18 protein-coding genes are annotated in these 21,162 nt (G+C 65.1%); 12 read left to right on the top strand and 6 right to left on the bottom strand.

The window, feature by feature from the left end:
- Window positions 1–167: 167 nt before the first annotated feature.
- Window positions 168–1,103, top strand: a complete 936-nt coding sequence (locus BM115_RS13130) for an extracellular catalytic domain type 1 short-chain-length polyhydroxyalkanoate depolymerase (RefSeq protein WP_255370808.1) — start codon at window positions 168–170, stop codon at window positions 1,101–1,103.
- A gap of 72 nt (window positions 1,104–1,175) precedes the next feature.
- Here the strand turns inward: BM115_RS13130 and BM115_RS13135 are convergent, their stop codons facing one another.
- A complete protein-coding gene (locus BM115_RS13135) occupies window positions 1,176–2,486 on the bottom strand; it encodes an MFS transporter (RefSeq protein WP_092294459.1) in 1,311 nt (436 codons plus the stop codon).
- A gap of 332 nt (window positions 2,487–2,818) precedes the next feature.
- On the opposite strand from BM115_RS13135, the gene BM115_RS13140 reads away from it, so the two are divergent.
- Complete coding sequence (locus BM115_RS13140) at window positions 2,819–6,823, top strand: DUF748 domain-containing protein (protein ID WP_092294461.1); 4,005 nt, start codon at window positions 2,819–2,821, stop codon at window positions 6,821–6,823.
- Window positions 6,824–6,864: 41 nt separating this feature from the next.
- On the opposite strand, the gene BM115_RS27290 is transcribed toward BM115_RS13140, so the two are convergent.
- Window positions 6,865–7,032: a hypothetical protein gene (locus tag BM115_RS27290; RefSeq protein ID WP_177219909.1), complete on the bottom strand. Its 168-nt coding sequence runs from the start codon at window positions 7,030–7,032 to the stop codon at window positions 6,865–6,867.
- 47 nt (window positions 7,033–7,079) lie between these two features.
- Entirely contained in the window at window positions 7,080–7,262 is a 183-nt protein-coding gene (locus BM115_RS13145) for a hypothetical protein (RefSeq protein WP_066736414.1), read from the bottom strand.
- Window positions 7,263–7,543: 281 nt separating this feature from the next.
- On the opposite strand from BM115_RS13145, the gene BM115_RS13150 reads away from it, so the two are divergent.
- From BM115_RS13150 to BM115_RS13175, 6 genes are all read left to right on the top strand, one after another.
- Entirely contained in the window at window positions 7,544–8,047 is a 504-nt protein-coding gene (locus BM115_RS13150) for a hypothetical protein (RefSeq protein ID WP_092294463.1), read from the top strand.
- A 141-nt stretch (window positions 8,048–8,188) separates the two neighbouring features.
- Entirely contained in the window at window positions 8,189–9,373 is a 1,185-nt protein-coding gene (locus BM115_RS13155; RefSeq protein ID WP_092294465.1) for a cytochrome c oxidase subunit II, read from the top strand.
- 19 nt (window positions 9,374–9,392) lie between these two features.
- Window positions 9,393–11,147, top strand: a complete 1,755-nt coding sequence (gene ctaD / locus BM115_RS13160; RefSeq protein WP_092294467.1) for a cytochrome c oxidase subunit I — start codon at window positions 9,393–9,395, stop codon at window positions 11,145–11,147.
- Window positions 11,144–11,812, top strand: a complete 669-nt coding sequence (locus BM115_RS13165) for a cytochrome c oxidase subunit 3 family protein (protein WP_092294469.1) — start codon at window positions 11,144–11,146, stop codon at window positions 11,810–11,812. The genes ctaD and BM115_RS13165 overlap by 4 nt, the downstream gene beginning before the upstream one ends.
- A gap of 18 nt (window positions 11,813–11,830) precedes the next feature.
- A complete protein-coding gene (locus BM115_RS13170; RefSeq protein ID WP_092294471.1) occupies window positions 11,831–12,553 on the top strand; it encodes a heme-copper oxidase subunit III family protein in 723 nt (240 codons plus the stop codon).
- An 8-nt stretch (window positions 12,554–12,561) separates the two neighbouring features.
- A complete protein-coding gene (locus BM115_RS13175; protein WP_092294473.1) occupies window positions 12,562–12,915 on the top strand; it encodes a cytochrome C oxidase subunit IV family protein in 354 nt (117 codons plus the stop codon).
- Between the two features lie 93 nt (window positions 12,916–13,008).
- Here BM115_RS13175 and BM115_RS13180 read toward each other — a convergent pair whose 3' ends face one another.
- Entirely contained in the window at window positions 13,009–14,436 is a 1,428-nt protein-coding gene (locus tag BM115_RS13180) for an NAD-dependent succinate-semialdehyde dehydrogenase (protein ID WP_092294475.1), read from the bottom strand.
- A 159-nt stretch (window positions 14,437–14,595) separates the two neighbouring features.
- Here BM115_RS13180 and BM115_RS13185 point away from each other — a divergent pair, with 159 nt between their 5' ends.
- From BM115_RS13185 to BM115_RS13200, 4 genes are all read left to right on the top strand, one after another.
- Window positions 14,596–16,053 carry an MATE family efflux transporter gene (locus BM115_RS13185; RefSeq protein ID WP_092294476.1) on the top strand — a complete coding sequence of 486 codons (1,458 nt, stop codon included), beginning with the start codon at window positions 14,596–14,598 and terminating at the stop codon, window positions 16,051–16,053.
- A 411-nt stretch (window positions 16,054–16,464) separates the two neighbouring features.
- Entirely contained in the window at window positions 16,465–16,926 is a 462-nt protein-coding gene (locus tag BM115_RS13190) for a tripartite tricarboxylate transporter TctB family protein (protein ID WP_092294478.1), read from the top strand.
- A 13-nt stretch (window positions 16,927–16,939) separates the two neighbouring features.
- On the top strand, window positions 16,940–18,442 hold the full coding sequence (locus BM115_RS13195; RefSeq protein WP_092294480.1) for a tripartite tricarboxylate transporter permease: 1,503 nt from the start codon (window positions 16,940–16,942) through the stop codon (window positions 18,440–18,442).
- A 113-nt stretch (window positions 18,443–18,555) separates the two neighbouring features.
- Entirely contained in the window at window positions 18,556–18,879 is a 324-nt protein-coding gene (locus BM115_RS13200; RefSeq protein ID WP_092294482.1) for a helix-turn-helix transcriptional regulator, read from the top strand.
- Window positions 18,880–18,928: 49 nt separating this feature from the next.
- Here BM115_RS13200 and BM115_RS13205 read toward each other — a convergent pair whose 3' ends face one another.
- Both BM115_RS13205 and BM115_RS13210 read right to left on the bottom strand, forming a co-directional pair.
- Window positions 18,929–19,708, bottom strand: a complete 780-nt coding sequence (locus BM115_RS13205) for a DUF4397 domain-containing protein (RefSeq protein ID WP_092294484.1) — start codon at window positions 19,706–19,708, stop codon at window positions 18,929–18,931.
- Between the two features lie 419 nt (window positions 19,709–20,127).
- Window positions 20,128–21,162, bottom strand: coding sequence for a response regulator (locus BM115_RS13210; RefSeq protein WP_092294486.1), 1,035 nt, complete (start codon window positions 21,160–21,162; stop codon window positions 20,128–20,130).

The raw sequence follows: 21,162 nt of genomic DNA on the forward strand, positions 1-21,162 counted from the left end.
AGGAGACCCGTTCCTAGATGAGCAGGAGTCTTCATATGGCCAAAAGCCTGTCGACGGACTGGGAAACGCAACTGCGACAAATCGGTCGCACGCAATTCCGGACCGCAAAGCAAATCCGAACATGGCTGGGGCGCCTTGACTTGGCGTCTCCGGCAACCCGCCGCCGCATGCCGGCCCCGGGTGATACCGCGCCGGGTGACCTGCCCGGCACGTGGCAATCCTTGAAGCTCAGCCTCGCCCCATTGCCGGGCGAACTGGTGCCGCAGCTCTCGTATCGTCTCTATATTCCAGCCGGTGCCAAGGGCGCGTTGCCCGTGGTGATGATGCTGCACGGCTGCCAGCAGACGCCGGAAGACCTGGCGGCCGGCACGCGCATGAACGCGCTGGCCGAGCGCGAGGGCTTTATCGTCGCCTATCCGCAGCAGCCGCTGCGGCGCTCGGTACATCGGTGCTGGCAGTGGTTCGACCTCGCCGCCGGCGAAGGCGGGCGCGAGGCGCAGGCCGTGGCGATGCTGATCGACGAACTGGCGAGCCGCCCCGACGTGCGCGCGGACCAGATCTATCTGGCAGGACTTTCCGCCGGGGCGGCGATGGCCGCAGTAGTGGCGCTGCGCTATCCAAGCAAGGTGGCGGCCGTGGGGCTGCATTCGGGCGTGGTGATCGGCGCTGCCGATACGCCCCGGGCCGGGCTCCGGGCAATGCAGCATGGCTCCCAGGCTGAACCGGCCTGGCTGCTCGACGCCGCCGGTGCGGTGCCGGGCGGCCCGGTGATGCCGGCCATCGTGCTGCACGGGCTGGCCGACGAGGCGGTGCACCCGATCAACGGCCGCCTGCTGGCGCGCCAGTTCCTGGCCTACAACCGTCTCGATGACCGCCTGGGCACCACGGCCGCCAATGACGCGCCGCCGGTACCGGATGGCGATTTCCGCGACGCCCGCTTCGGCCGCTGGAATCGCGATCTTGTGCGGCTGGTGGAAGTGGCCGGTCTGGGCCACGCCTGGAGCGGCGGCGACGGGAAGGTGCAATATCACAGCGATACCGGCCCAGACGCCAGCAAGCTGATGTGGCAGTTCTTCCGCGATCACCGACGCGGCGGGGCATAAAGAAACGGGGAAGGCCAGCAGCCTTCCCCGTTTTTCTTTGCGTCGGGAATCGGGACGTCAGTAATCGGGACGTCAGTGCGAACGCTTCCGCACGAACAGCGCCGTCACCACGCCAATCACACACACCGCCACCACGTAATGCGCCGGGGCGAGCGGGTCGTTCTTGAGCATCAGCGTCACTGCCACCGGCGTCAGGCCGCCGAAGATGGCGTAGGCCACGTTGTACGAGAAGGACAGGCCCGAGAACCGCACCTGCGGCGGGAAGGCATGTACCAGCACGTATGGCACGGCACCGATCGAGCCGACGAAGAAGCCGGCCACCGCGTACAGCGGAATCAGAAGGTCTGGGCGCGCGCCAATTGTCGTATAGAGCACATAGGCGCTGATGGCGAGCAGCGTGCCGCCCACCGACAGCGTCAGCCGGGCGCCGAAACGGTCGGCCAGCAGGCCGGCCACGATGCAGCCGACCGACAGGCACAGCGTGGCGATGCTGGTGGCCAGTTGCGCGGTGCGGCCGTCGAAGTGATATGACTTCTGCAGGAAGCCCTGCGTCATCAGGATCACCACCACGATGCCGGCGGACAGCATCCACGTGAGCAGCATCGACACGACTACCGCGCCGCGATGGTCGCGCACGACAGACTTCAGCGGCATTTCGGCGGCGAGTGCCTTGCGCTTCTGGAGTTCGGCGAACACGGGCGTCTCGTGCAGCCAGCGGCGCAGGTACATCGAGCCGATGCCGAACACGCCACCCAGCAGGAAGGGCAGGCGCCAGCCATAGTCATGCAGCTCCGCCGGCGTGAACACGGTGTTCATGCCGGTGGCCACGAGCGAGCCGAGCAGGATGCCGGCGGTCAGGCCCGCCGTGAGCGTGCCGCAGGCGTAGCCGATGCGGCGCGGCGGCACGTGCTCCGAGACGAAGACCCAGGCGCCCGGCACCTCGCCGCCGACGGCTGCGCCCTGAAGGATGCGCAGGATCAGCAGCGCGATCGGGGCCAGCAGGCCAATCGTCGCGTAGGTCGGCAGCAGGCCCATCAGCATCGTCGGCACGGACATCAGCAGGATGGACAGCGTGAACATCTTCTTGCGGCCGAGCAGGTCGCCGAAGTGCGCCATGATGATCCCGCCGAGCGGCCGCGCCAGGTAACCGGCGGCAAAAATGCCGTAGGTCTGGAGCTGGCGCAGCCAGTCCGGCACGGAAGGCGGGAAGAACAGCTCGCCAATTACCGTGGCGAAGAAGACGAAAATGATGAAGTCGTAGAACTCGAGCGCGCCACCGAGGGCGGCGAGGGCAAGCGTCTTGTAATCCTGTCCGGTCAGCGGGCGGGCGGCTTGGCCGTCCTGCGCACCCGGTGCCCCGACAGTACTGCTGGTGGTAGGCATGAAATGACTCGCATGGTGAATTCACATGCGAAGCGCGCAACACGGATGACGTGGAGGGGACGGCCGAACGGATGACAGCGCGGAATGGGCAGGCCTGTGGCCGGCGGGTAGGCCGGCGGGGGCGCCACGGGACGCTTCGCAAAGGCGTAAAGATACCAGAACGACCCCTCGCCCATTTGGTTTTGGCCCTGTCGGATTCAAAATCGCCCGTCGGCCTGCCATAATCCGTCACAATAATGCCAAAAGAAGTGAAATCCGGGATACAAAGCGCCATCGGCGAACCATAAAAAGCCGACCAAATTGGCGTGTGGGGTCAAATCTTCTGGGGTGACATGGCTTTCAAGGATTCCATCCAGGCCGCCACCGGGGCGGCCATGGCGACGCCCCGCAGGCGGGTGGCGTTGCGCGTGGCGGGCGGTGCGGTGGCCGCGCTGGCGATTTTCGGACTCGCCGGCTATTTTGGCGGGCCGCCGCTGATCAAATATCTGGTCGAGAAAAACGCGACTGAGGCGCTGGGCCGTAAGGTCACGCTCGGTGCGGCACAGGTGCGGCCGTTCGAGCTGGCCGCGACACTGAACGACCTGACCATCTTCGAGCCGGACGGCAAGACGCCGATGGTGACGCTGGGGCAGATCGAGGCCAATACTTCGGCGGCCTCGGTGTGGCACCTCGCGCCGGTGGTGGACTTCCTCCATATCGACCGGCTGGCCGTGCATGTGGTGCGTAATGCACAAGGGCAGATGAATTTCGCCGATGTGCAGGAGCGCTTCGCCGCGCAGCCGCCCAAGCCGGCGGATAGCAAGCCGGCGCGGTTCTCCGTCAGCAATATCGCGGTGTCCAACACCAGCTTCGTCTACGAGGACAAGGTGCTGGATACGGTGCAGCGCGTGGAGAATTTCACGCTGACGCTGCCGTTCCTCTCCAACCTGCCGCACGACGCCACGATCAACACGCGCCCGACGCTGTTCGCGAAGATCAACGGCACGCCGCTGGCGCTGGCCGGCACCACGCAGCCGTTCGCTGACACGCGCGAGACCAATCTCAACGTCAACCTGGACGGCCTGGAGGTGGCGCGCTATATGGCGTTCGCGCCGCGCCTGAAGGATGCCGAGGTCAAGGGCGGGCTGGTCGATACGCGCCTGAATATCGGGTTCCGGCAGGATAAGGACAAGCAGGACCTGTTCGTCACCGGTACGGTGACCCTGCGCGATGCCGATGTGCGAACCCACGCGGGCGCGGAACTGGTCAAGGCCGGGAAGCTGACCGTGGACGTGGGCCGGCTCGAGCCGCTCGCGCACAAGGTTCAGCTTCGCAGCATCGAGCTGGAAGGTCTGGGTTTGCAGGCCGCTCGGCGCGCCGACGGCACGCTGAACCTCGCCACGGCTTTCCTGCCGGAAGCCGCGAAGACGCCGGCACCTGCCGCCGCCGCGCCCGCTGCGCCCGCCTCCGCCCCGGCCGCTGCCGGCGTGCAGGCGCCACCCAAGGCGGACGAGGTGCCGTGGTCCTATGCCGTGGAGCGCGTGGCGCTCAAGAGTGCGCGGATTGGCTTTGTCGATGAACTCGCGCCGTCTGGCCCCGGCAAGCTCGATCTCGGCCCGATCAACGTGGACGTGGCCGGCCTGGCCAGCACCGGCGACAAGCCGGCGAAGCTCGACGCCACCGTGACCATCGCCGACGGCCAGACGCTCAAGCACACCGGGGAACTGGCGCTGACCCAGGGCACGCTGGCGGGTACGCTCGAATCCACGGGGCTGCGGCCGCAGGGCTTCGCCGCCTGGTGGCCGCGTGCGCTGCGCAGCCAGTTTGGCGATACCGGCATCAATGCCGAACTCCACTACAAGATGGCGTGGTCCCAGCCGGTGTTCCAGTTCACGCTGGAGAAATCGCGGCTGGAACTGTCGCCGGTCTACGTGGCCACGCGCGAGCCGATCGTCCTGCCGGCGACGCCGGCTGCGGCCGAGCGTCCGGCGAATGCCGAACGGCGTGCCGCACGCGCCGAATCGGCTGCCCGAGGCGACAATGCCGGCAACAACGCGGGCAACGGCAGGGGCCGCGGGCTGCGCGTGACGCGCCGCGCCGCCGATCTGGAGGGCGACAAGCTGCCGCTGGTCCGGGCGGAAAAGCTCGTGCTCGAGAACATCAGCCTCGACCTGGCGCGGCAGAACTTCGAGGCCGGGCAGGTCTCGCTCGTGAAGCCGCAGATCGCCGCCACGCGCGACTTTCACGGCGAACTGCTGGAAATGGCCCGCATCTGGGCGGTGGAATCCGCCGAGCAGAAGGCGGCGCCGGCCAGGCCGGCTGTCCCGACGACTCCGGCTGCGCCCGCTGCCGGCGCCACGAATGGCCGCAACAGCGCCGCCGCCCCGCCGGGCTGGAAAGTCCGTCTGGGCAAGGTGTCGGTCGAAGGGGGCGCCGCGCGGCTGGCGGACTACGCGCCGGCCGAGGGCAATCGTGGCCGGCCGGTCATCCATCAATTCCGCAATATCGGCCTGACCACGGGCACCGTGACGTGGCCGCTCGCGGCCGGCGCGATGCCGATGAAGCTGTACGCGGAGAGTGGCCGCAAAGGCGTGATGAGCCTGGACGGCGATGTCACGCCGACGCTGCCGGCCGCGCAATTGCAGGTGGATTTGCGCGACATCGACATGACATCGCTCCAGCCATACATGGCGGATCGCTTCAACGCGGCGCTGCGTAGCGGGTTGCTGTCGGTGAAGGGCAAACTCGGTGTGGTGGCGCCAACCGGCAAGCCGATCGCGGCGCGCTTCAACGGCAACGTGCTGGCCGGCAACGTCCGCACCGTGGACCGCATCAGCGGCGAGGACTTCCTGCGCTGGCGCGCGCTGGCCGTGACGGGCGTCGACTTCAATATGGACGAGGCCAAGGGGCCGCTGCAACTGGGGATCAACAGCGTGGCGCTGTCCGATTTCTATGCGCGCGTGATCCTCAACGCCAATGGCCGGCTCAACCTGCAGGACGTAATGGCCGGCGGCGCGGAGAAGGGCGAGGCGGCGCCCTCCACGAGCCTGACGCAGGCTAACCCCGCTTCGGCGCCCGCGGCCTCCACGCCGGCGGCACAGGCCAAGGCGCCGGCACCCGCAGGCCCGCGTCCGCAGATCCGGCTCGGCGGCGTGGCGATCCAGAAGGGCAACATCAATTTCTCGGACTTCTTCGTCAAGCCGAACTACACGGCGAACCTGACCGACATGAAGGGCTCGGTGTCGAAGGTGTCGTCGGCGGACCCCACGCCGGCGGATCTCGTGCTCGACGGCCGGCTCGACGACGACGCGCCGGTCAGCATCAGCGGCAAGATCAATCCGCTCGGCGAGCAACTGTATCTCGACATCGCCGCGAAGGCCGCGGGCGTGGAGCTGACGCGCCTGACGCCCTACGCGGCCAAGTACGCGGGCTACCCGATCACCAAGGGCAAGCTCACGGTGGACGTGGCGTACAAGATCGAGAACGGCAAGCTGGATGCCCGCAACCACCTCTACCTGGATCAGCTGACCTTCGGCGAGCGCGTGGACAGCCCGGACGCGGTGAAGCTGCCGGTGCTGCTGGCCGTGTCGCTGCTGAAGGACCGCAACGGGGTGATCGATGTGAACCTGCCGGTGTCGGGGTCGCTGTCCGATCCCGAGTTCAGCATCGGCGGCGTGATCGTGCGCGTGATCGTCAACCTGCTGACCAAGGCCATCACGTCGCCGTTCTCGCTGATTGCCTCGGCGTTTGGTGGCAGTGGCGAGGAACTGGGCTATATCGAGTTCGCGCCAGGTTCCTCCACGCTGACCGATGCCGCACGCGACAAGATCGCCACGGTGGGCAAGGCGCTCAACGACCGACCTTCGCTGCGCCTGGAGATCAGCGGGCGCATCGATCCGGCGACCGATGCCGATGGCGCCCGCCGCGTCTGGCTGGATCAGCGGGTGTCCGAAGCCAAGCAGCGCGAGTTGCGCCGCAGCGCACAAGCCGGTGCGCAGGCGGAAGAGGGCGAGGGCGGCCAGCAGGGCGCGCGGGTGACGGTGTCGCCGCAGGAATATCCGAAGTACGTGGAAGCCGTGTACAAGCGCGAGTCGTTCAAGAAGCCCACCAACTTCATCGGCCTGAACAAGTCCTTGTCCCCGCAGGAGATGGAAAAGCTGCTGCTGGAGCACGCCCCCGTGACCGATACCGAACTGCGGGCGCTGGCCGACCAGCGCGCGCTGGCCGTCAAGCAGGCGCTGGAACGCGATGGCAAGGTGCCGGACGCGAAACTGTTCCTGACTGCACCGAAGCTGACTGCCGAGGGGATCAAGGACAAAGGCGGACCGAACCGCGTCGACTTCTCGATTCGGCAATGAGGGAGGATGGCCGGACGCCGGGTCCGGTCATCAACGCCCCGTCATCCGGGATGGTGGGGTGGCTCGCGGCAGATGCCCACGCGGCGCCTGCGCTCGCGCGCACAGCGCCGGTAGCGCATCCGGTACGGATGGCTGCAGCGCCAAATGGCGCTCGCGACAGTCACGACGAGCAGCGCCGCCATCAGGGCGGCGAGCAGGGTGAGTGACATCGCGCCTCTCCTTCTCTCTCGCAGAGGCGCCTCGCTGCGTGTCCTGGCTAGATCAGCAGCGGCAGCGCCTCGAGAACCAGCACGCCCAGCAAGACCCCGATGATCGCGCCGGCACAACGGCAACTGATGCGCAGCGCCTTGGCAGCCACCGGAATCGCGCCCATCGCCAGTAGTCCGACGAGCGCCATGGGGATCAGAAATACAAGATCGTGCGCCTGTAGGTGAATCATGGCGGTCTCCTGTCTTGTTTCTTTGTGTTTCCAGTATAGGCCGTGTGTGGCGAATACAAGGCCGCCGCTCTCAGGGTTCACCCGTAGCGTTTGAAACGTGCGTGCAGTGCACGCGACACCCCAGGTATCTCCCAAGAGACTCTGCCCGCCCCAAGGTACGCATATCGGCACGGGCGGCTGCTACGCGTGGGCGCGTGTCCTATGCTGGACTCAGCGCACACCCCGGCGCTGCCGGGCGCTGCGCGTTGGATCGGAATCAATGTTCGACGTAGGAGGACGCCATGGAACTTCACATGCAATCGCACCATTACGTGCGCCGCTTGCCAGACTGGACAGCGGCTGCCGTATCGGGACTCGCAGCCGGCGCGCTGCTGATCGTGCTCGAAATGTTCTGGTCGACGATGGTATCGGGGGTCCATCCATGGGGCACCACGCGCATGATCGCTGCCATCGTGCTGGGGCGGGACGTGCTGCAGACCTCGCTGTTCAGCGTGGGCACGGTGGCCGTGGCCGTCATCATTCACTTCGTGCTGGGCGCGATACTTGGCATGGTGCTGTGCGCGCTCATCGCGCCGTTCCAGCTTGACTCGAGCGTGGGCATGTCGATGCTGGCCGGCGCCGTGTTCGGGCTGGTGGTCTACCTGTTCAACTTCTATGTCATGACGCGAGCCTTTCCGTGGTTCGTGGATGCGCGCGGCTGGCACACGCTGATCGGGCACCTGGTTTTCGGCATGGCCATCGCGCTCTGCTACTGGAAGCTGGAGAGCCGCGACGTATCGCACTAGATCCCTGGCGCGTTTGTGCATCGCCGCACGACGACGCGGCGATGTCGCCTTGCAGTGACCTGAGCCCATGCACTAGTCTTATTCCACCTGCGTGACCTGCGCATCCCTCGCGGTACTGCCTCCGCGTGGAGGAGGGTGGATATGGCGATAGCCATCGCACTCGTCGTCATCGTCGTTGCTTCGGTGCTCTTTCATTTCGTGAGCCCGTGGTGGGCGACGCCGCTCGCGTCCAACTGGAAACAGATGGACGATACGTTGACCATTACGCTGGTCATCACGGGCTTTCTCTTCATCGTCATCAACCTGTTCGTCGGCTACATCGTGTGGCGCTACCGCCATCGCGAGGGGCATCGCGCCGCCTATCAGCCGGAGAACCGCAAGCTGGAGCTATGGCTGATCGGGCTCACGGGCATCGGCATCATTGCGATGCTGGCGCCGGGGCTGATCGTCTACGCCGACTACGTGCGGCCGCCGCGCGACGCGATGGTGGTGGAGGTGGTAGGCCAGCAGTGGCAATGGGCATTTCGCTTTCCCGGGAAGAGCGGGCAACTCGGTACATCCGATGCGCGCTTCGTCACGGCGTCCAATCCGCTCGGGATCAACCCGGACGATCCGCGCGGGCAGGACAACATCGTGGTGGTGGGGCCCGAGGTGCATCTGCCGCTGAACCGGCCGGTGAAGGTGCTGCTGCGCTCGAAGGATGTGCTGCACGATTTCTACGTACCGCCGATTCGCGCGCGCATGAACATGGTGCCGGGCATGGTCACCTCGTTCTGGTTCACGCCAACGCAGGTCGGCAAGTTCGACATCCTCTGCGCGCAGCTGTGTGGCGTGGGGCACTACAACATGCGCGGCCACATGGTCGTGGAGGATCAGGCTTCGTTCGACGCGTGGCTCGCCAAGCAGCAGACCTTCGCGATGACGATGGCCAAGACCGCGCCGCCGATCGCCGCGGCGCCGGGCACGGCGGCAACGCCCACGCCGGAGACCACGGTGGCCTCCGGCACCGACCTCGTCGAGCAGGGCCGCGCGCTGGCGCAGAGCAAGGGCTGCGTGGCGTGCCACAGCGTGGACGGCAAGCCCGGCGTGGGGCCGACGTGGAAGGGGCTGTACGGCAGCACGCAGACGTTTGCCGATGGCAGCAGTGCCTCGGTGGATGACGCGTTCCTGAAGACCGAGATCGTCGATCCGCACGCGCGGCTGGTCAAGGGTTTCGGGCCGCTGATGCCGCCATTGCCGGTCACCGATGCGGAAATCGCCGCGCTGACCGCCTATATCCGTTCGCTCGGCAGCGGCGCGGCCGCCGCGCCGCAGGCGGGCAAGTAACGCGCGGGAGGAGGATGAGATGGCTTACGCCGATGATGCCCACCACGGCCCGCAAACCTTCGGGGCGCGCTACATCTGGAGCCAGGACCACAAGGTGATCGCGGTGCAGTACACCATCGTCGCGATCATCGTGGGGCTGGTCGGCGTCGCGCTGTCCAACCTCATGCGGATGCAGCTGGGCTTCCCGGGCAAGTTCGATTTCATCGACGCCAACCGCTATTACCAGTTCGTCACCATGCACGGCATGATCATGGTGATCTACCTGCTGACGGCGCTGTTCCTGGGTGGCTTTGGCAACTACCTGATCCCGTTGATGGTGGGCGCGCGTGACATGGTGTTCCCCTTCCTCAACATGCTCAGCTTCTGGGTCTATTTCCTGTCGGTGATCGTGCTGCTGGCGAGCTTCTTCGTGCCGGGCGGGCCCACAGGTGCAGGCTGGACGCTTTACCCGCCGCAGGCCATCCTGCCCGGCACGCCTGGCTATGACTGGGGCATCATCCTGATGCTGGTGTCGCTGCTGATCTTCATCGTCGCGGCCACGATGGGCGGCCTGAACTACGTGACCACCGTGCTCCAGGCGCGCACCGAGGGCATGACGCTGCTGCGCATGCCGCTCGCCGTGTGGGGCATCTTCATGGCGACCATCCTCGCGCTGCTGGCGTTTCCGGCGCTGTTCGTCTCGGGCGTGATGATGTTGCTCGACAAGACGCTGCACACGAGTTTCTTCATGCCGGCGATGGTGTCGATGGGGCAGCAGCTCGACTACAAGGGCGGCAGCCCGTTGCTGTTCCAGCACCTGTTCTGGTTCTTCGGGCATCCCGAGGTCTATATCGTGGCGCTGCCGGCCTTCGGCATCGTCTCGGACCTCGTCAGCGTGCATTCGCGCAAGAGCATCTTCGGCTATCGCACGATGGTGTGGGCCATCCTCGCCATCGGCCTGCTTTCCGTGGTGGTGTGGGCGCACCATATGTTCGTCAGCGGCATGAATCCGTACTTCGGCTTCTTCTTCGCCACGACCACGCTGATCATCGCGGTGCCGACGGCCATCAAGGTCTACAACTGGGTCATCACGCTGTGGCGCGGCGATATCCACTTCTCGGTGCCGATGCTGTTTGCGATTGCCTTTATCAGCACCTTCGTGATCGGCGGGCTGACCGGCCTGTTCCTCGGCAATGTCAGCGTGGACATCCCGCTGTCCAACACCTATTTCGTGGTCGCGCACTTCCACATGGTGATGGGCGTGTCGCCGATCCTGGTGGTGTTTGGCGGCCTCTATCACTGGTATCCCAAGGTGACCGGGCGCATGCTCAACGACACGCTGGGCCATATCCACTTCTGGGTCACCTTCATCGGCACCTACGCCATCTTCTTCCCAATGCACTACCTGGGCGTGCTGGGCATGCCCCGCCGCTACTACGCGTTCGACAACTACAGCTTCATTCCCGAGTCGGCGCACGTGATGAATATGTATATCTCGATCGCCGCGTTCGTGGTGGCCTTCGCACAGTTGCTGTTCGTCTTCAATCTCGCATGGAGCGTGCGGCACGGACGGCCCTCCGGCTCGAATCCCTGGCGCGCGGCATCGCTGGAATGGCAGACGCCGGAGACGCCACCCGTGCATGGCAACTGGGGGCCGCACCAGCCGGTGGTCTATCGCTGGGCTTATGCATACAGCGTGCCGGACGCGCCCGAGGACTTCATCGCCCAGAACGCGCCGCCTGAGGCCGGTGGGCATGAGCCCGAGCCATACGAAAGCAAGGGGGCCGTGGCATGAACGCCGAATCGATCGCCACGCAAGCGCCGTCAGGCGTGTTCCGGGTCTCACGCGAGGGGCCGAACGGCGGCCCCGGCGGGGGCGGCGCCATGCACGACCGCGAGGTGCGCGCGCCCGGCAGCGTTGGCCTGTGGGCGTTTATTGGTGTCGTTACGTCGCTGTTCTCGCTGTTTCTCGTCGCCTTTGCAATGCGGATGGATAGCCCGGACTGGCATCGCGTGGCGCTGCCCTGGCAGGTGTGGCTGTCCACGGGACTGCTGGCTGCAGCCAGCGTGGCGATGCAGGTTTCCACGCGTGCCGCGCGGGCCGGTCAGATGGAGCGGGCGCGCAGGGCACTGCGCCTGGGCGGTCTTGGCGCTGCGGCCTTTGTGGCGTCGCAGCTCTGGGCCTGGCAGGCGCTGTACGCGCTGCACGTGGTGCCGGCCAATAATCCGGCCGGCAGCTTCTTCTACCTGCTCACGGCCATGCATGGCCTGCACGTGGTGGGCGGGCTGGTCGCGTTCGCGTACGTGGCGATGGATCGCGGCAGCGGCACGCGCACCGTGACGCGTATCGGCCTGTGCACCCGGTACTGGCATTTCCTGCTGGCGCTGTGGATTGTGTTGCTAGGGGCGCTGGGCTGGCTGACGCCCGAGATCGTTCGCTACATCTGCGGCACCGCCTAGCGGAGAGGGGGAATACCGATGACCTCGCAAGTTTCGTCGCCCACATCGCCGACTTCACCCACGCCGCCGGCGCACGGCATGGCGGACCATCTGCCGTCCGGCATGAAGGGCCTGCTCGCGGACTGGTCATCGGACCAGATGGCCTTCAAGGTGTCGTGGGGCAAGGCCATGATGTGGATCTTCCTGCTGTCCGACACCTTCATCTTCAGTTGCTTCCTGACCGGCTACATGACCGTGCGGATGTCGACGACGGTGCCGTGGCCCAATCCGAGCGAGGTGTTCGCGCTGGAGATTGCCGGCCGGCAAGTGCCGCTGATCCTGATCGCCATCATGACGTTCGTGCTGATCACGAGTAGCGGCACCATGGCGATGGCCGTCAACTTCGCCTACCGGCGCCAGCGCCGCGAGTGCGCAATGTTGATGCTGGCCACGGCGCTCCTCGGAGCATCGTTCGTCGGCATGCAGGCGTTCGAATGGTCGAAGCTGATCCACGAAGGCGTGCGGCCGTGGGGCAACCCGATGGGCGCGGCGCAGTTCGGATCGACGTTCTTCATGATTACCGGCTTCCACGGCTTTCACGTGTCGTGTGGTGTGATCTACCTGCTCGTCATCGCCAACAAGGTGCGGCAGGGGCACTACGACGTGACGGGCAACTACCAGCCCGTGGAGATCGCCGGGCTGTACTGGCACTTCGTGGACCTGGTCTGGGTCTTTATCTTCGCGCTGTTCTATCTCTGGTGAGGCTGGCCATGGCATCGACTCCCACCGCTCCCGATCCGGCCATCGAACCCTCGTCGCATGGCGGGCAGGCCCATCCGATCGGCCTGTACCTGAAGGTCTGGATCCTGTTGTTCATCCTGTCCACGATGTCGTACATGGTGGACTACTTCCACGTGCAAGGCTTCCTGCGCTGGGCGCTGATCCTGATCTTCATGGGGCTGAAGGCGGGGCTGATCGTCGCCGTGTTCATGCACATGGCGTGGGAGCGCATGGCACTGATCTGCGCCATCCTGCTGCCGCCGCTGTGCCTGCTGGTGCTGGTATGGCTGATGGCGGAAGAGGCCGACTACACGTTCCTGACGCGGGGGGTGTTTTTCAAGTAGGGAAGGGCACCTGGATGATCGGTTGCAAAACAAAGGCTGGGTTTCCCCGGCCTTTGTTCTCAGCTTGCGGACGACGCGCGCCCGCTCTTACGCTCAAATCTGCGTAATAAACTTCGTCACCAGATACCCGTCGAATGTCTCCATCCCGCCTTCGCTGCCGATGCCGGAGTCCTTGATGCCGCCGAACGGTGTTTCGGACAGGGCCATGCCGAAGTGGTTGATGTTGACCATGCCGGCTTCCAGGCCGTTGGAGACCAGGTGGGCCGTCTTCAGCGAGTTGGTGAAGACGTACGAGGCCAGGCCGAAGGGCAGGCTGTTGGCGCGGCGCAGGACTTCCTCGGCGTCCTTGAAGCGCGTGACCGGCGCTACCGGGCCGAACGGCTCGTCCACCATCAGCTTGGCGTCGTCGGGCAGGTCCGTCACCACGGTCGGGGCGAAGAAGAAGCCCTTGTCGCCGATGCGTGCGCCGCCGGCCACGATCTTGCCGCCGCGGTGGTTGGCATCGTCGAGGAACTGTTCCATCGATGCGATGCGCCGCTCGTGTGCGAGCGGGCCCATTTGCGTGCCATCGTCGAGGCCGTTGCCGACCTTGATCGAACCGATGACCTCGGTGAAGCGCGCCAGGAACTTGTCGTAGGCTTTTTCCTGGACGTAGAAGCGCGTCGGGGAGACGCACACCTGGCCGGCGTTGCGCAGCTTGAAGCGCGCCAGCATCTCGGCGGCCGGTTCGATGTCGGCATCGTCGAAGACGAGCACTGGCGAGTGACCGCCCAGTTCCATCGTCACACGCTTCATATGCGCGCCGGCCAGCGCGGCCAGCTGCTTGCCCACCGGCACGGAGCCCGTGAACGAGATCTTGCGCACGATCGGCGATTCGATCAGGTAGGTCGACACCTCGCTCGGCACGCCCCAGACGATGTTCAGCACGCCCGGGGGCAGGCCGGCGTCATGGAACAGGCGCGCCAGCGCCACTACGGCACTCGGCGAATCCTCCGGGCCTTTCAGGATCAGCGTGCAGCCGGCGCCCAGCGCCGCCACGATCTTGCGGATGGCCTGGTTGAACGGAAAGTTCCACGGCGTGAAGGCGGCGCAGACGCCAATCGGCTCGCGCACGACGATCTGGCGCACGGCCGGGTTGCGCGGCGGAATCACGCGGCCGTAGATCCGGCGGGCTTCCTCGGCATGCCATTCGGCGTGCTCGGCGCAGATCATCACTTCGCCCACGGCCTCGGCCAGCGGTTTGCCCTGGTCCAGCGTGATGTCGCGGCCGATTTCCTTGGCGCGCTGACGCGTCAGTTCTGCCACGCGGCGCAGGATCGCGGAGCGCTCCAGCGGCGAGGTCTTCTTCCACGTCTCGAAAGCGCGCTGCGCCGCAGCCAGGGCGCGATCAAGGTCGCCGCGCGTGGCGTGGGGCAGCTTGCCAAGGACTTCCTGGGTCGCCGGGTTGATGACATCCTGCTCGCGCCGGTCGCCTCCCTTGATGAATTCCCCATCAATATAGAGGGCGAGATCCTGGTACATGCGTGTCTCCTGAGTCGGTCGGGTCGAGAAACCGCAAGCTTAACGCGTCGGACCGGAACGCGCACGGGGTCGTAGTGGCCGATAATCGGCCACTTGCCCGCGGGAATCCACGCTAGACTGGCGGACCCGAGATGCCGCATATCGTCCCAACCGCCCTCCATGAAGCCAGACGCCAGACTGACCACGGGCCCGATCGGCCGCACGCTGTTGCTGTTCTCGCTGCCCGTGCTGGGCAGCAACATCCTTCAGTCGTTGAACGCGTCGATCAACTCGGTCTGGGTGGGCCGCTACCTCGGCGAGGCCGCGCTGACGGCCACGTCCAACGCCAATATCATCCTGTTCTTCCTGCTTGGCGTGGTGTTCGGCATCAGCATGGCCAACACGATCATGATTGGCCAGGCCGTGGGCGCCCGGAATGTCGACGAAGCGCGCCGCGTGGTCGGCACCGGCACGACGTTCTTCGTGGGCCTGTCGATCCTGGCGGCGGTGCTCGGTTTCGTCTTCACGCCACACATCCTCGCGGCGATGCATACGCCCGACGATGCCGCGCCACTGGCGGTGATCTACCTGCGCATCATCTTCGTGGCGCTGCCGTTCATGTACTTCTACAACTTCGTGATGATGACGCTGCGCGGGGCAGGGGACTCGCGCACGCCGTTCTATTTCATGCTGTTGTCGGTGGTGCTCGACGTGGTGCTGAACCCGGTGCTGATCTTTGGCGTCGGGCCGTTGCCGGCGCTCGGCATCGCAGGCTCCGCGCTGGCTACGCTGATCGCCCAGCTGGTGAGCCTCGTGGCGATGATCGCGGTGCTGTACCGGCGACGCCATTTCCTGCTGCTGCACAAGGAGCAACTGGCGCTGCTGTGGCCCGATCCGGCAATTCTCCGTGCGCTGGTGGCGAAGGGCTTGCCGATGGGCCTGCAGATGGTGGTGATCTCATCGTCCGCGATTGTCATGATGTCGCTGGTCAATACCTATGGCTCGCAGACCACGGCGGCCTACGGGGTGGCCTCTCAGTTGTGGACTTACGTGCAGATGCCGGCCCTGGCCGTAGGCGCCAGCGTGTCGTCGATGGTCGCGCAGAATGTCGGTGCGGGCCTATGGCCGCGCGTGGCCCGTATCACGCGCATGGGTCTGCTGTTCAATCTGGTGATGACCGGGGCGATTGTGGGGCTGATCTACCTGTTCAACCGGCATTCGCTTGGCATCTTCCTGGGCGATGACAGCACGGCAATCGGCATCGCCCAGCACATCAACCGCGTGGTGCTGTGGTCGTTCATCCTGTTCGGCTTCACCATCGTCGTGTTCGGCACGGTGCGCGCCACCGGGGCGGTCATGGCGCCGCTCGTCATCCTGTTCGTGTCGATGTGGGGGATACGGCTGCCGTTCGCATGGCTGCTGGAGCCGCATATCGGCGCGGAGTCGATCTGGTGGAGCTTCCCGGTTGGTTCGATCGTGTCCGTGGCGCTGGCCTTTGCCTACTACCGCTTCGGCAACTGGAAGCGCAGCCACATCATGCCTGCCGAGCCGCATGCGGAGGCCGTCGGCCTCGCGCCCGATACCAGCATGGGCACGCCTTGCGAAGACGCCGATACCACAACGGCGCCCGCGCGGTGATCGGATGACAGGTGAGTGCGCTTTCACCTGAGAGACATTTGAGTCGCCGCGCGCGCCGCGGTGCAGCAATGTAAGGCATTCGAAAGCCACGCCTTCCCCAAATATCAGAACGCCGCTTCATGCGGCGTTCTTTGCTTTCAGTCCCCTTTCGCCCAGCCTTTCAGTTGACTTTCACGCGTTGTCAATCATATCGGTTAAATACATCACAACATGATGTATTGGAGTCGGCCCACTTCTGATAACGGAATCAGGAATTACCCTGAAGCCAGACAAATGAAAGGCGCCTGAAAGATCGCGTCTCTACTGTTCGCTCCGTCGCATCGGATGCTTTGCCTGTCATGCATCCGCAGTGCGGGCGCCAGAGCCGGCGGCCGCGCGGTACCGATTTTCACCACTTTGAGGAGATTCATTTTGCGCATACGCAGCCAAAAGGACTTTGCCTCCGGCCTGATGTTCGTCCTGGTCGGCCTGGGCTTTTCCTTCGTCGCGCGCGGCTATTCCATGGGAACGGCGGCGAAGATGGGGCCAGGATATTTTCCGTTCCTGCTCGGACTCGTGCTCGCCCTGCTGGGCGCGATCGTGACGGTGGGTTCGCTCTCGACGAAGGGCGAAGACGACCAGCTCGCGCGCTGGGACCTCAAGACGCTGTTGTGGATTCTCGGTTCCGTGGTGCTGTTCGGCCTGTTGCTCAAGCCGCTCGGCATGGTGTTGTCGGTCTTTGTGCTGGTGCTGGTCTCGTCGATGGCGAGCCATGAGTTCAGCTGGAAGGGTGCACTCCTGAACGGCGTGGTGCTCGTGCTGATCAGCCTGGGCGCGTTCGTGTACGGCATCAACCTGCAGATGCCGGTGTGGCCTGCCTTCATTACCGGCTAAGGAGCCCGTCCAAATGGAATTGTTCGATCACCTTGCCCTGGGCTTCTCCACGGCATTGTCCCTGCAGAACCTCGCGTACGCCTTCCTCGGGTGCGTGCTGGGGACGCTGATTGGCGTGCTGCCGGGCCTCGGCCCTCTCGCCACCATCGCCATGCTGCTGCCGGTCACGTACACGCTGCCCCCGGTGGCTGCGCTGATCATGCTGGCTGGTATTTACTACGGCGCCCAGTACGGCGGTTCCACCACCGCCATTCTGGTGAACCTGCCCGGTGAGTCGTCGTCGGTGGTGACCACCATCGATGGCTATCAGATGGCGCGGCGCGGCCGTGCTGGCGTGGCGCTGGCCACTGCCGGTCTCGGTTCGTTCTTCGCTGGTTGCGTGGCTACGCTGATTCTGGCGGCTTTCGCAACGCCGCTGTCGGAACTGGCATTCAAGTTCGGCCCCGCCGAGTACTTCTCGCTGATGGTGCTGGGCCTGATCGGTGCCGTGGTGCTGGCCTCGGGCTCGCTGCCGAAGGCCGTGTCGATGATCGTGCTGGGTCTGCTGCTGGGCCTGATCGGTACCGACGTGAACTCGGGTGCCGCGCGCTTCTCGTTCGACGTGCCTGAGCTGACCGACGGCATCGACTTCGTCGCACTGGCCATGGGTATGTTCGGCTTCGCGGAAATCATCGCGAACCTGGAACAGAAGGAAGCCCGCGAGACGTTCACGAACAAGGTGACGAACCTGTTCCCGACCAAGGAAGACTTCCGACGCATGATCCCGGCGGTGCTGCGTGGCACGGCCCTGGGTTCGGCGCTGGGTATTCTCCCCGGCGGCGGTGCGGCACTGGCTTCGTTCGCGGCTTACTCGCTCGAGAAGAAGACCTCGAAGTACGCGCATGAATTCGGCAAGGGCGCCATCGAAGGCGTGGCGGGTCCGGAATCGGCCAATAACGCCGCGGCACAGACGTCCTTCATCCCGCTGCTGACGCTGGGCATTCCGCCTAACGCCGTGATGGCGCTGATGGTGGGCGCGATGACCATCCACAACATCCAGCCCGGCCCGCAGGTGATGACCAGCAACCCGGCGCTGTTCTGGGGCCTGATCGCCTCGATGTGGATCGGTAACCTGATGCTGATCATCCTGAACCTGCCGATGATCGGTATCTGGGTGAAGCTGCTGACCGTGCCGTATCGCTTCCTGTACCCCGCGATTCTCGTGTTCTGCGGCATTGGCGTGTACTCGGTCAACAACCAGACGTTCGACGTGTTCATGGCGGCTGGCTTCGGCGTGATCGGCTATCTGTTCCTGAAACTCAAGTGCGAACCGGCCCCGCTGCTGCTCGGCTTCGTGCTGGGACCGATGATGGAAGAGAACTTCCGCCGCTCGCTGCTGCTGTCGCGTGGTGACTTCACCGTATTCGTGACGCGTCCGCTGTCGATGGGCCTGCTGATTGCTGCTGCCGCACTGGTGGCCGTGGTGGCACTGCCGTCGATCAAGGCCAAGCGCGAGGAAGCGTTCCAGGAGGAATAGCGCTCCGTGGCGCTCTCCTGAGCAACACCGGCTTTTGCCGGGCACACAACGCAAGCTTTCGGGGTGCCTCGTGCACCCCGTTTTTTTAAGGACTTTCCAAAGCGACTGCGCCCATGATCACGCCTTCGCTCGACCGGGTCGTTTCCCGGCTCTACATCCTCAAGCTCGTCCAGGCCAGCCCCTCTACCGTCTTCAGTCTGATGGAGCGGCTGCGCGAGCGCGGCATCGACAAGAACATCCGCGCACTGCGGCCCATTCTGCGCAGCCTGATGATCGCTCGCTCGATCACGGCGGAACTCGTGGAAGGTAACGGCCGCGTCTATACCATCACCGACAGCGGTCGCGCCGAACTGGACGCGTACCTCTCGCACCTCGACGTACTCAAGTCCGACCTGCCGGGCGCAGGCAACCACGCGCAAAAGAAAGACGCCGCCTGAAGCGGCGGCGTCCTGGCCCGAGGAGAGGGCTCTTGCTATGTAGCGGGGCTTACTGCTGGCTGACCAGTTCCTGCGCCGTGGCGTTGCTCGTGCTGCTCTGTGCCACCAGGACCTTGATCTTGTTCGGCACCACGGCACCGAAGCCGTCGGCCGGGATCGTGGTAATCAGCCAGTCGTCGTTCTTGTTCACGGTCAGCGCGCCCGAATCGAAGATCACGGTCTTGGTACCGGCCGCGGTCACGCGCAGGCGATAGGTGCCGCCATCCACATAGATCGAATCCTGACCCGAAGCCGGCACCGCATTCTTATAGCTGATGGCGGCGATCGTCGGGTTCACGGCGGCGATGTCCTGCGCCGGCGTGGTCAGGTACATGTCCACGTTCTGCGCATTGATCGAGGCGTTCAGACCACGAATCCGGGCGGAGGTGTCCAGCAGGCCCTTGCCGTACGGATCGTCGATCTGCAGCACGTCGGCGGCCGTCGTGCCAGGCAGCGCCACCACGGTGTACTTGTGGCCGGTGTGCGCCGAAACCGTGGTCGCACCGATCTGCGTGGACGTGTTGGCCAGGTTGAACGCGAACAGGTTATTGCCTTCCTCGACGTTGAAATAGCCCGAGACTGTCTTGTAGGGGATGTTCCTCAGCGAGGTCAGCGCGCCGTTCTGCAGCACGTCGACGTTGGGGCCGGCCGTCACGGCGTGGATGACGCGCACCGAGGGCTTGCTCAGGCCCACGCGGTCGTCGATGCCGTCATCGCCGCCACCGCACGCTGCCAGGACTGCCGTGGTCGCGAGCGCCAGGCCCAGAATGATGTTCCGCTTGATTTCCATGGTTCTTCACCTCTTTTACGTTGGGATCATTGGGGCGCGCGACACGCACAAGACCTCACACCGACCCAATGCGCCGGTGCTCTCTCGAATGGCGATGGTGGCGTGCCGCGCGGGCAATCGTTACTGTTGCTGCTGGCAGCCGTGCGTGAATGCGCTTGCCTGATGCAACGATAGACATGCGGGGAGAGGGGAGACAGCCGGGCGACTCCGATATCAATGTCGGAGAATTCCCACAGTTCGGTTACAAAGCTGATACAAGTACACGTTGTGTCGCGCGCATCGAGCATGGGGAATGCCGCGCGAAGACATGGCGCGGCACGTGGTCCAAAAGGGTGAGGTAGTTCTTACACGGCGCTATGCGTTGTCGGCCGTGGGGCAAGAGGGGTGGCGCGCGGCGCGGTGCCGCGCGCGGGAAATACTTACACCATCACGACCTGATTGCGGCCGTTGCGCTTGGCCTGATAGAGGCCGGTATCCGCTGCCTGCACGAGGCGGCTGGCATCGCCAGTTTCATCGGGCACGATCACCGCGCCGCCGATGCTGATGGTCACCACGCCACTGGTGGGCGACCCGTTGTGCGGAATCTGCAGCGACTCGATCGCGCGCCGCACCTTCTCCGCGAGCAACCTTGCACCGCCCGCCGAGGTGGCCGGCAGGATCATCGAGAACTCCTCGCCCCCAAAACGCGCGGGCAGGTCAGCCGGCCGCGCGCAGTTGTCGCGGATCACGCCCGCCACGCGGCGCAGCACCTCGTCGCCGGCCACGTGGCCGTAGGTGTCGTTGTAGGCCTTGAAGGCATCCACGTCGATCATCAGCAGTGCGAGTTGCGTCTGCTCGCGCTGTGCGCGCCGCCACTCGGCGCCGAGGTACTCGTCGAAATAGCGGCGGTTCGAGAGCCCGGTCAGGCCGTCGGAGTTGGTCAGCCGCTGCAGTTCGAGGTTGGTTTCGAGCAACTGCTGCTGGCTCTGCCGGAGTGCCCGATACGCTTCGTCGCGCTGCAACAGGTTCAGGTAGGAGCGCGAGTGATAGCGGATGCGCGCCACGAGTTCTATGGTGTCCGGCAGCTTCACGAGATAGTCGTTGGCGCCAGCCGCGAACGCGGCGCTCTTCATCGTCGCCTCTTCCTTGGTGGAGAGCACGATGATGGGGATGTCGCGCGTGCCCGGGTTCTCCCGATAGCGCCGCACAAGCGTCAGGCCGTCGGTGCCCGGCATCACCAGGTCCTGCAGGATGACGGTTGGCTGCGTGCGCTCCGCCACGGCCACGGCCTCGTCCGGCTGCGCGCAGTAGTGGAAGTCGATGTCGGGCTCGCCGGCCAGCGCGCGGCGCACCGCTTCGCCGATGATGGCCTGGTCGTCGACCAGCAGCACCATCGCCATGTATTCGTTGTTGGCGCCTTTTGTGCTGTTCGCGCTATTTGCCGCCGCATCGGCTTGAGGTTTAGGTCTTGGCAT

This window comes from Cupriavidus sp. OV096, from assembly GCF_900115455.1.
GTDB lineage: Bacteria > Pseudomonadota > Gammaproteobacteria > Burkholderiales > Burkholderiaceae > Cupriavidus.

What these genes read in the sequence shown, in the direction of transcription:
- BM115_RS13210 (WP_092294486.1), bottom strand. Translation starts at nt 21,162, where the DNA reads ATGCCAAGACCTAAACCTCAAGCCGATGCGGCGGCAAATAGCGCGAAC.
- BM115_RS13205 (WP_092294484.1), bottom strand. Translation starts at nt 19,708, where the DNA reads ATGGAAATCAAGCGGAACATCATTCTGGGCCTGGCGCTCGCGACCACG.
- BM115_RS13185 (WP_092294476.1), top strand. Translation starts at nt 14,596, where the DNA reads ATGAAGCCAGACGCCAGACTGACCACGGGCCCGATCGGCCGCACGCTG.
- ctaD (WP_092294467.1), top strand. Translation starts at nt 9,393, where the DNA reads ATGGCTTACGCCGATGATGCCCACCACGGCCCGCAAACCTTCGGGGCG.
- BM115_RS27290 (WP_177219909.1), bottom strand. Translation starts at nt 7,032, where the DNA reads ATGTCACTCACCCTGCTCGCCGCCCTGATGGCGGCGCTGCTCGTCGTG.
- BM115_RS13130 (WP_255370808.1), top strand. Translation starts at nt 168, where the DNA reads ATGCCGGCCCCGGGTGATACCGCGCCGGGTGACCTGCCCGGCACGTGG.
- BM115_RS13200 (WP_092294482.1), top strand. Translation starts at nt 18,556, where the DNA reads ATGATCACGCCTTCGCTCGACCGGGTCGTTTCCCGGCTCTACATCCTC.
- BM115_RS13175 (WP_092294473.1), top strand. Translation starts at nt 12,562, where the DNA reads ATGGCATCGACTCCCACCGCTCCCGATCCGGCCATCGAACCCTCGTCG.
- BM115_RS13135 (WP_092294459.1), bottom strand. Translation starts at nt 2,486, where the DNA reads ATGCCTACCACCAGCAGTACTGTCGGGGCACCGGGTGCGCAGGACGGC.
- BM115_RS13195 (WP_092294480.1), top strand. Translation starts at nt 16,940, where the DNA reads ATGGAATTGTTCGATCACCTTGCCCTGGGCTTCTCCACGGCATTGTCC.
- BM115_RS13155 (WP_092294465.1), top strand. Translation starts at nt 8,189, where the DNA reads ATGGCGATAGCCATCGCACTCGTCGTCATCGTCGTTGCTTCGGTGCTC.
- BM115_RS13145 (WP_066736414.1), bottom strand. Translation starts at nt 7,262, where the DNA reads ATGATTCACCTACAGGCGCACGATCTTGTATTTCTGATCCCCATGGCG.
- BM115_RS13165 (WP_092294469.1), top strand. Translation starts at nt 11,144, where the DNA reads ATGAACGCCGAATCGATCGCCACGCAAGCGCCGTCAGGCGTGTTCCGG.
- BM115_RS13170 (WP_092294471.1), top strand. Translation starts at nt 11,831, where the DNA reads ATGACCTCGCAAGTTTCGTCGCCCACATCGCCGACTTCACCCACGCCG.
- BM115_RS13140 (WP_092294461.1), top strand. Translation starts at nt 2,819, where the DNA reads ATGGCTTTCAAGGATTCCATCCAGGCCGCCACCGGGGCGGCCATGGCG.
- BM115_RS13180 (WP_092294475.1), bottom strand. Translation starts at nt 14,436, where the DNA reads ATGTACCAGGATCTCGCCCTCTATATTGATGGGGAATTCATCAAGGGA.
- BM115_RS13150 (WP_092294463.1), top strand. Translation starts at nt 7,544, where the DNA reads ATGGAACTTCACATGCAATCGCACCATTACGTGCGCCGCTTGCCAGAC.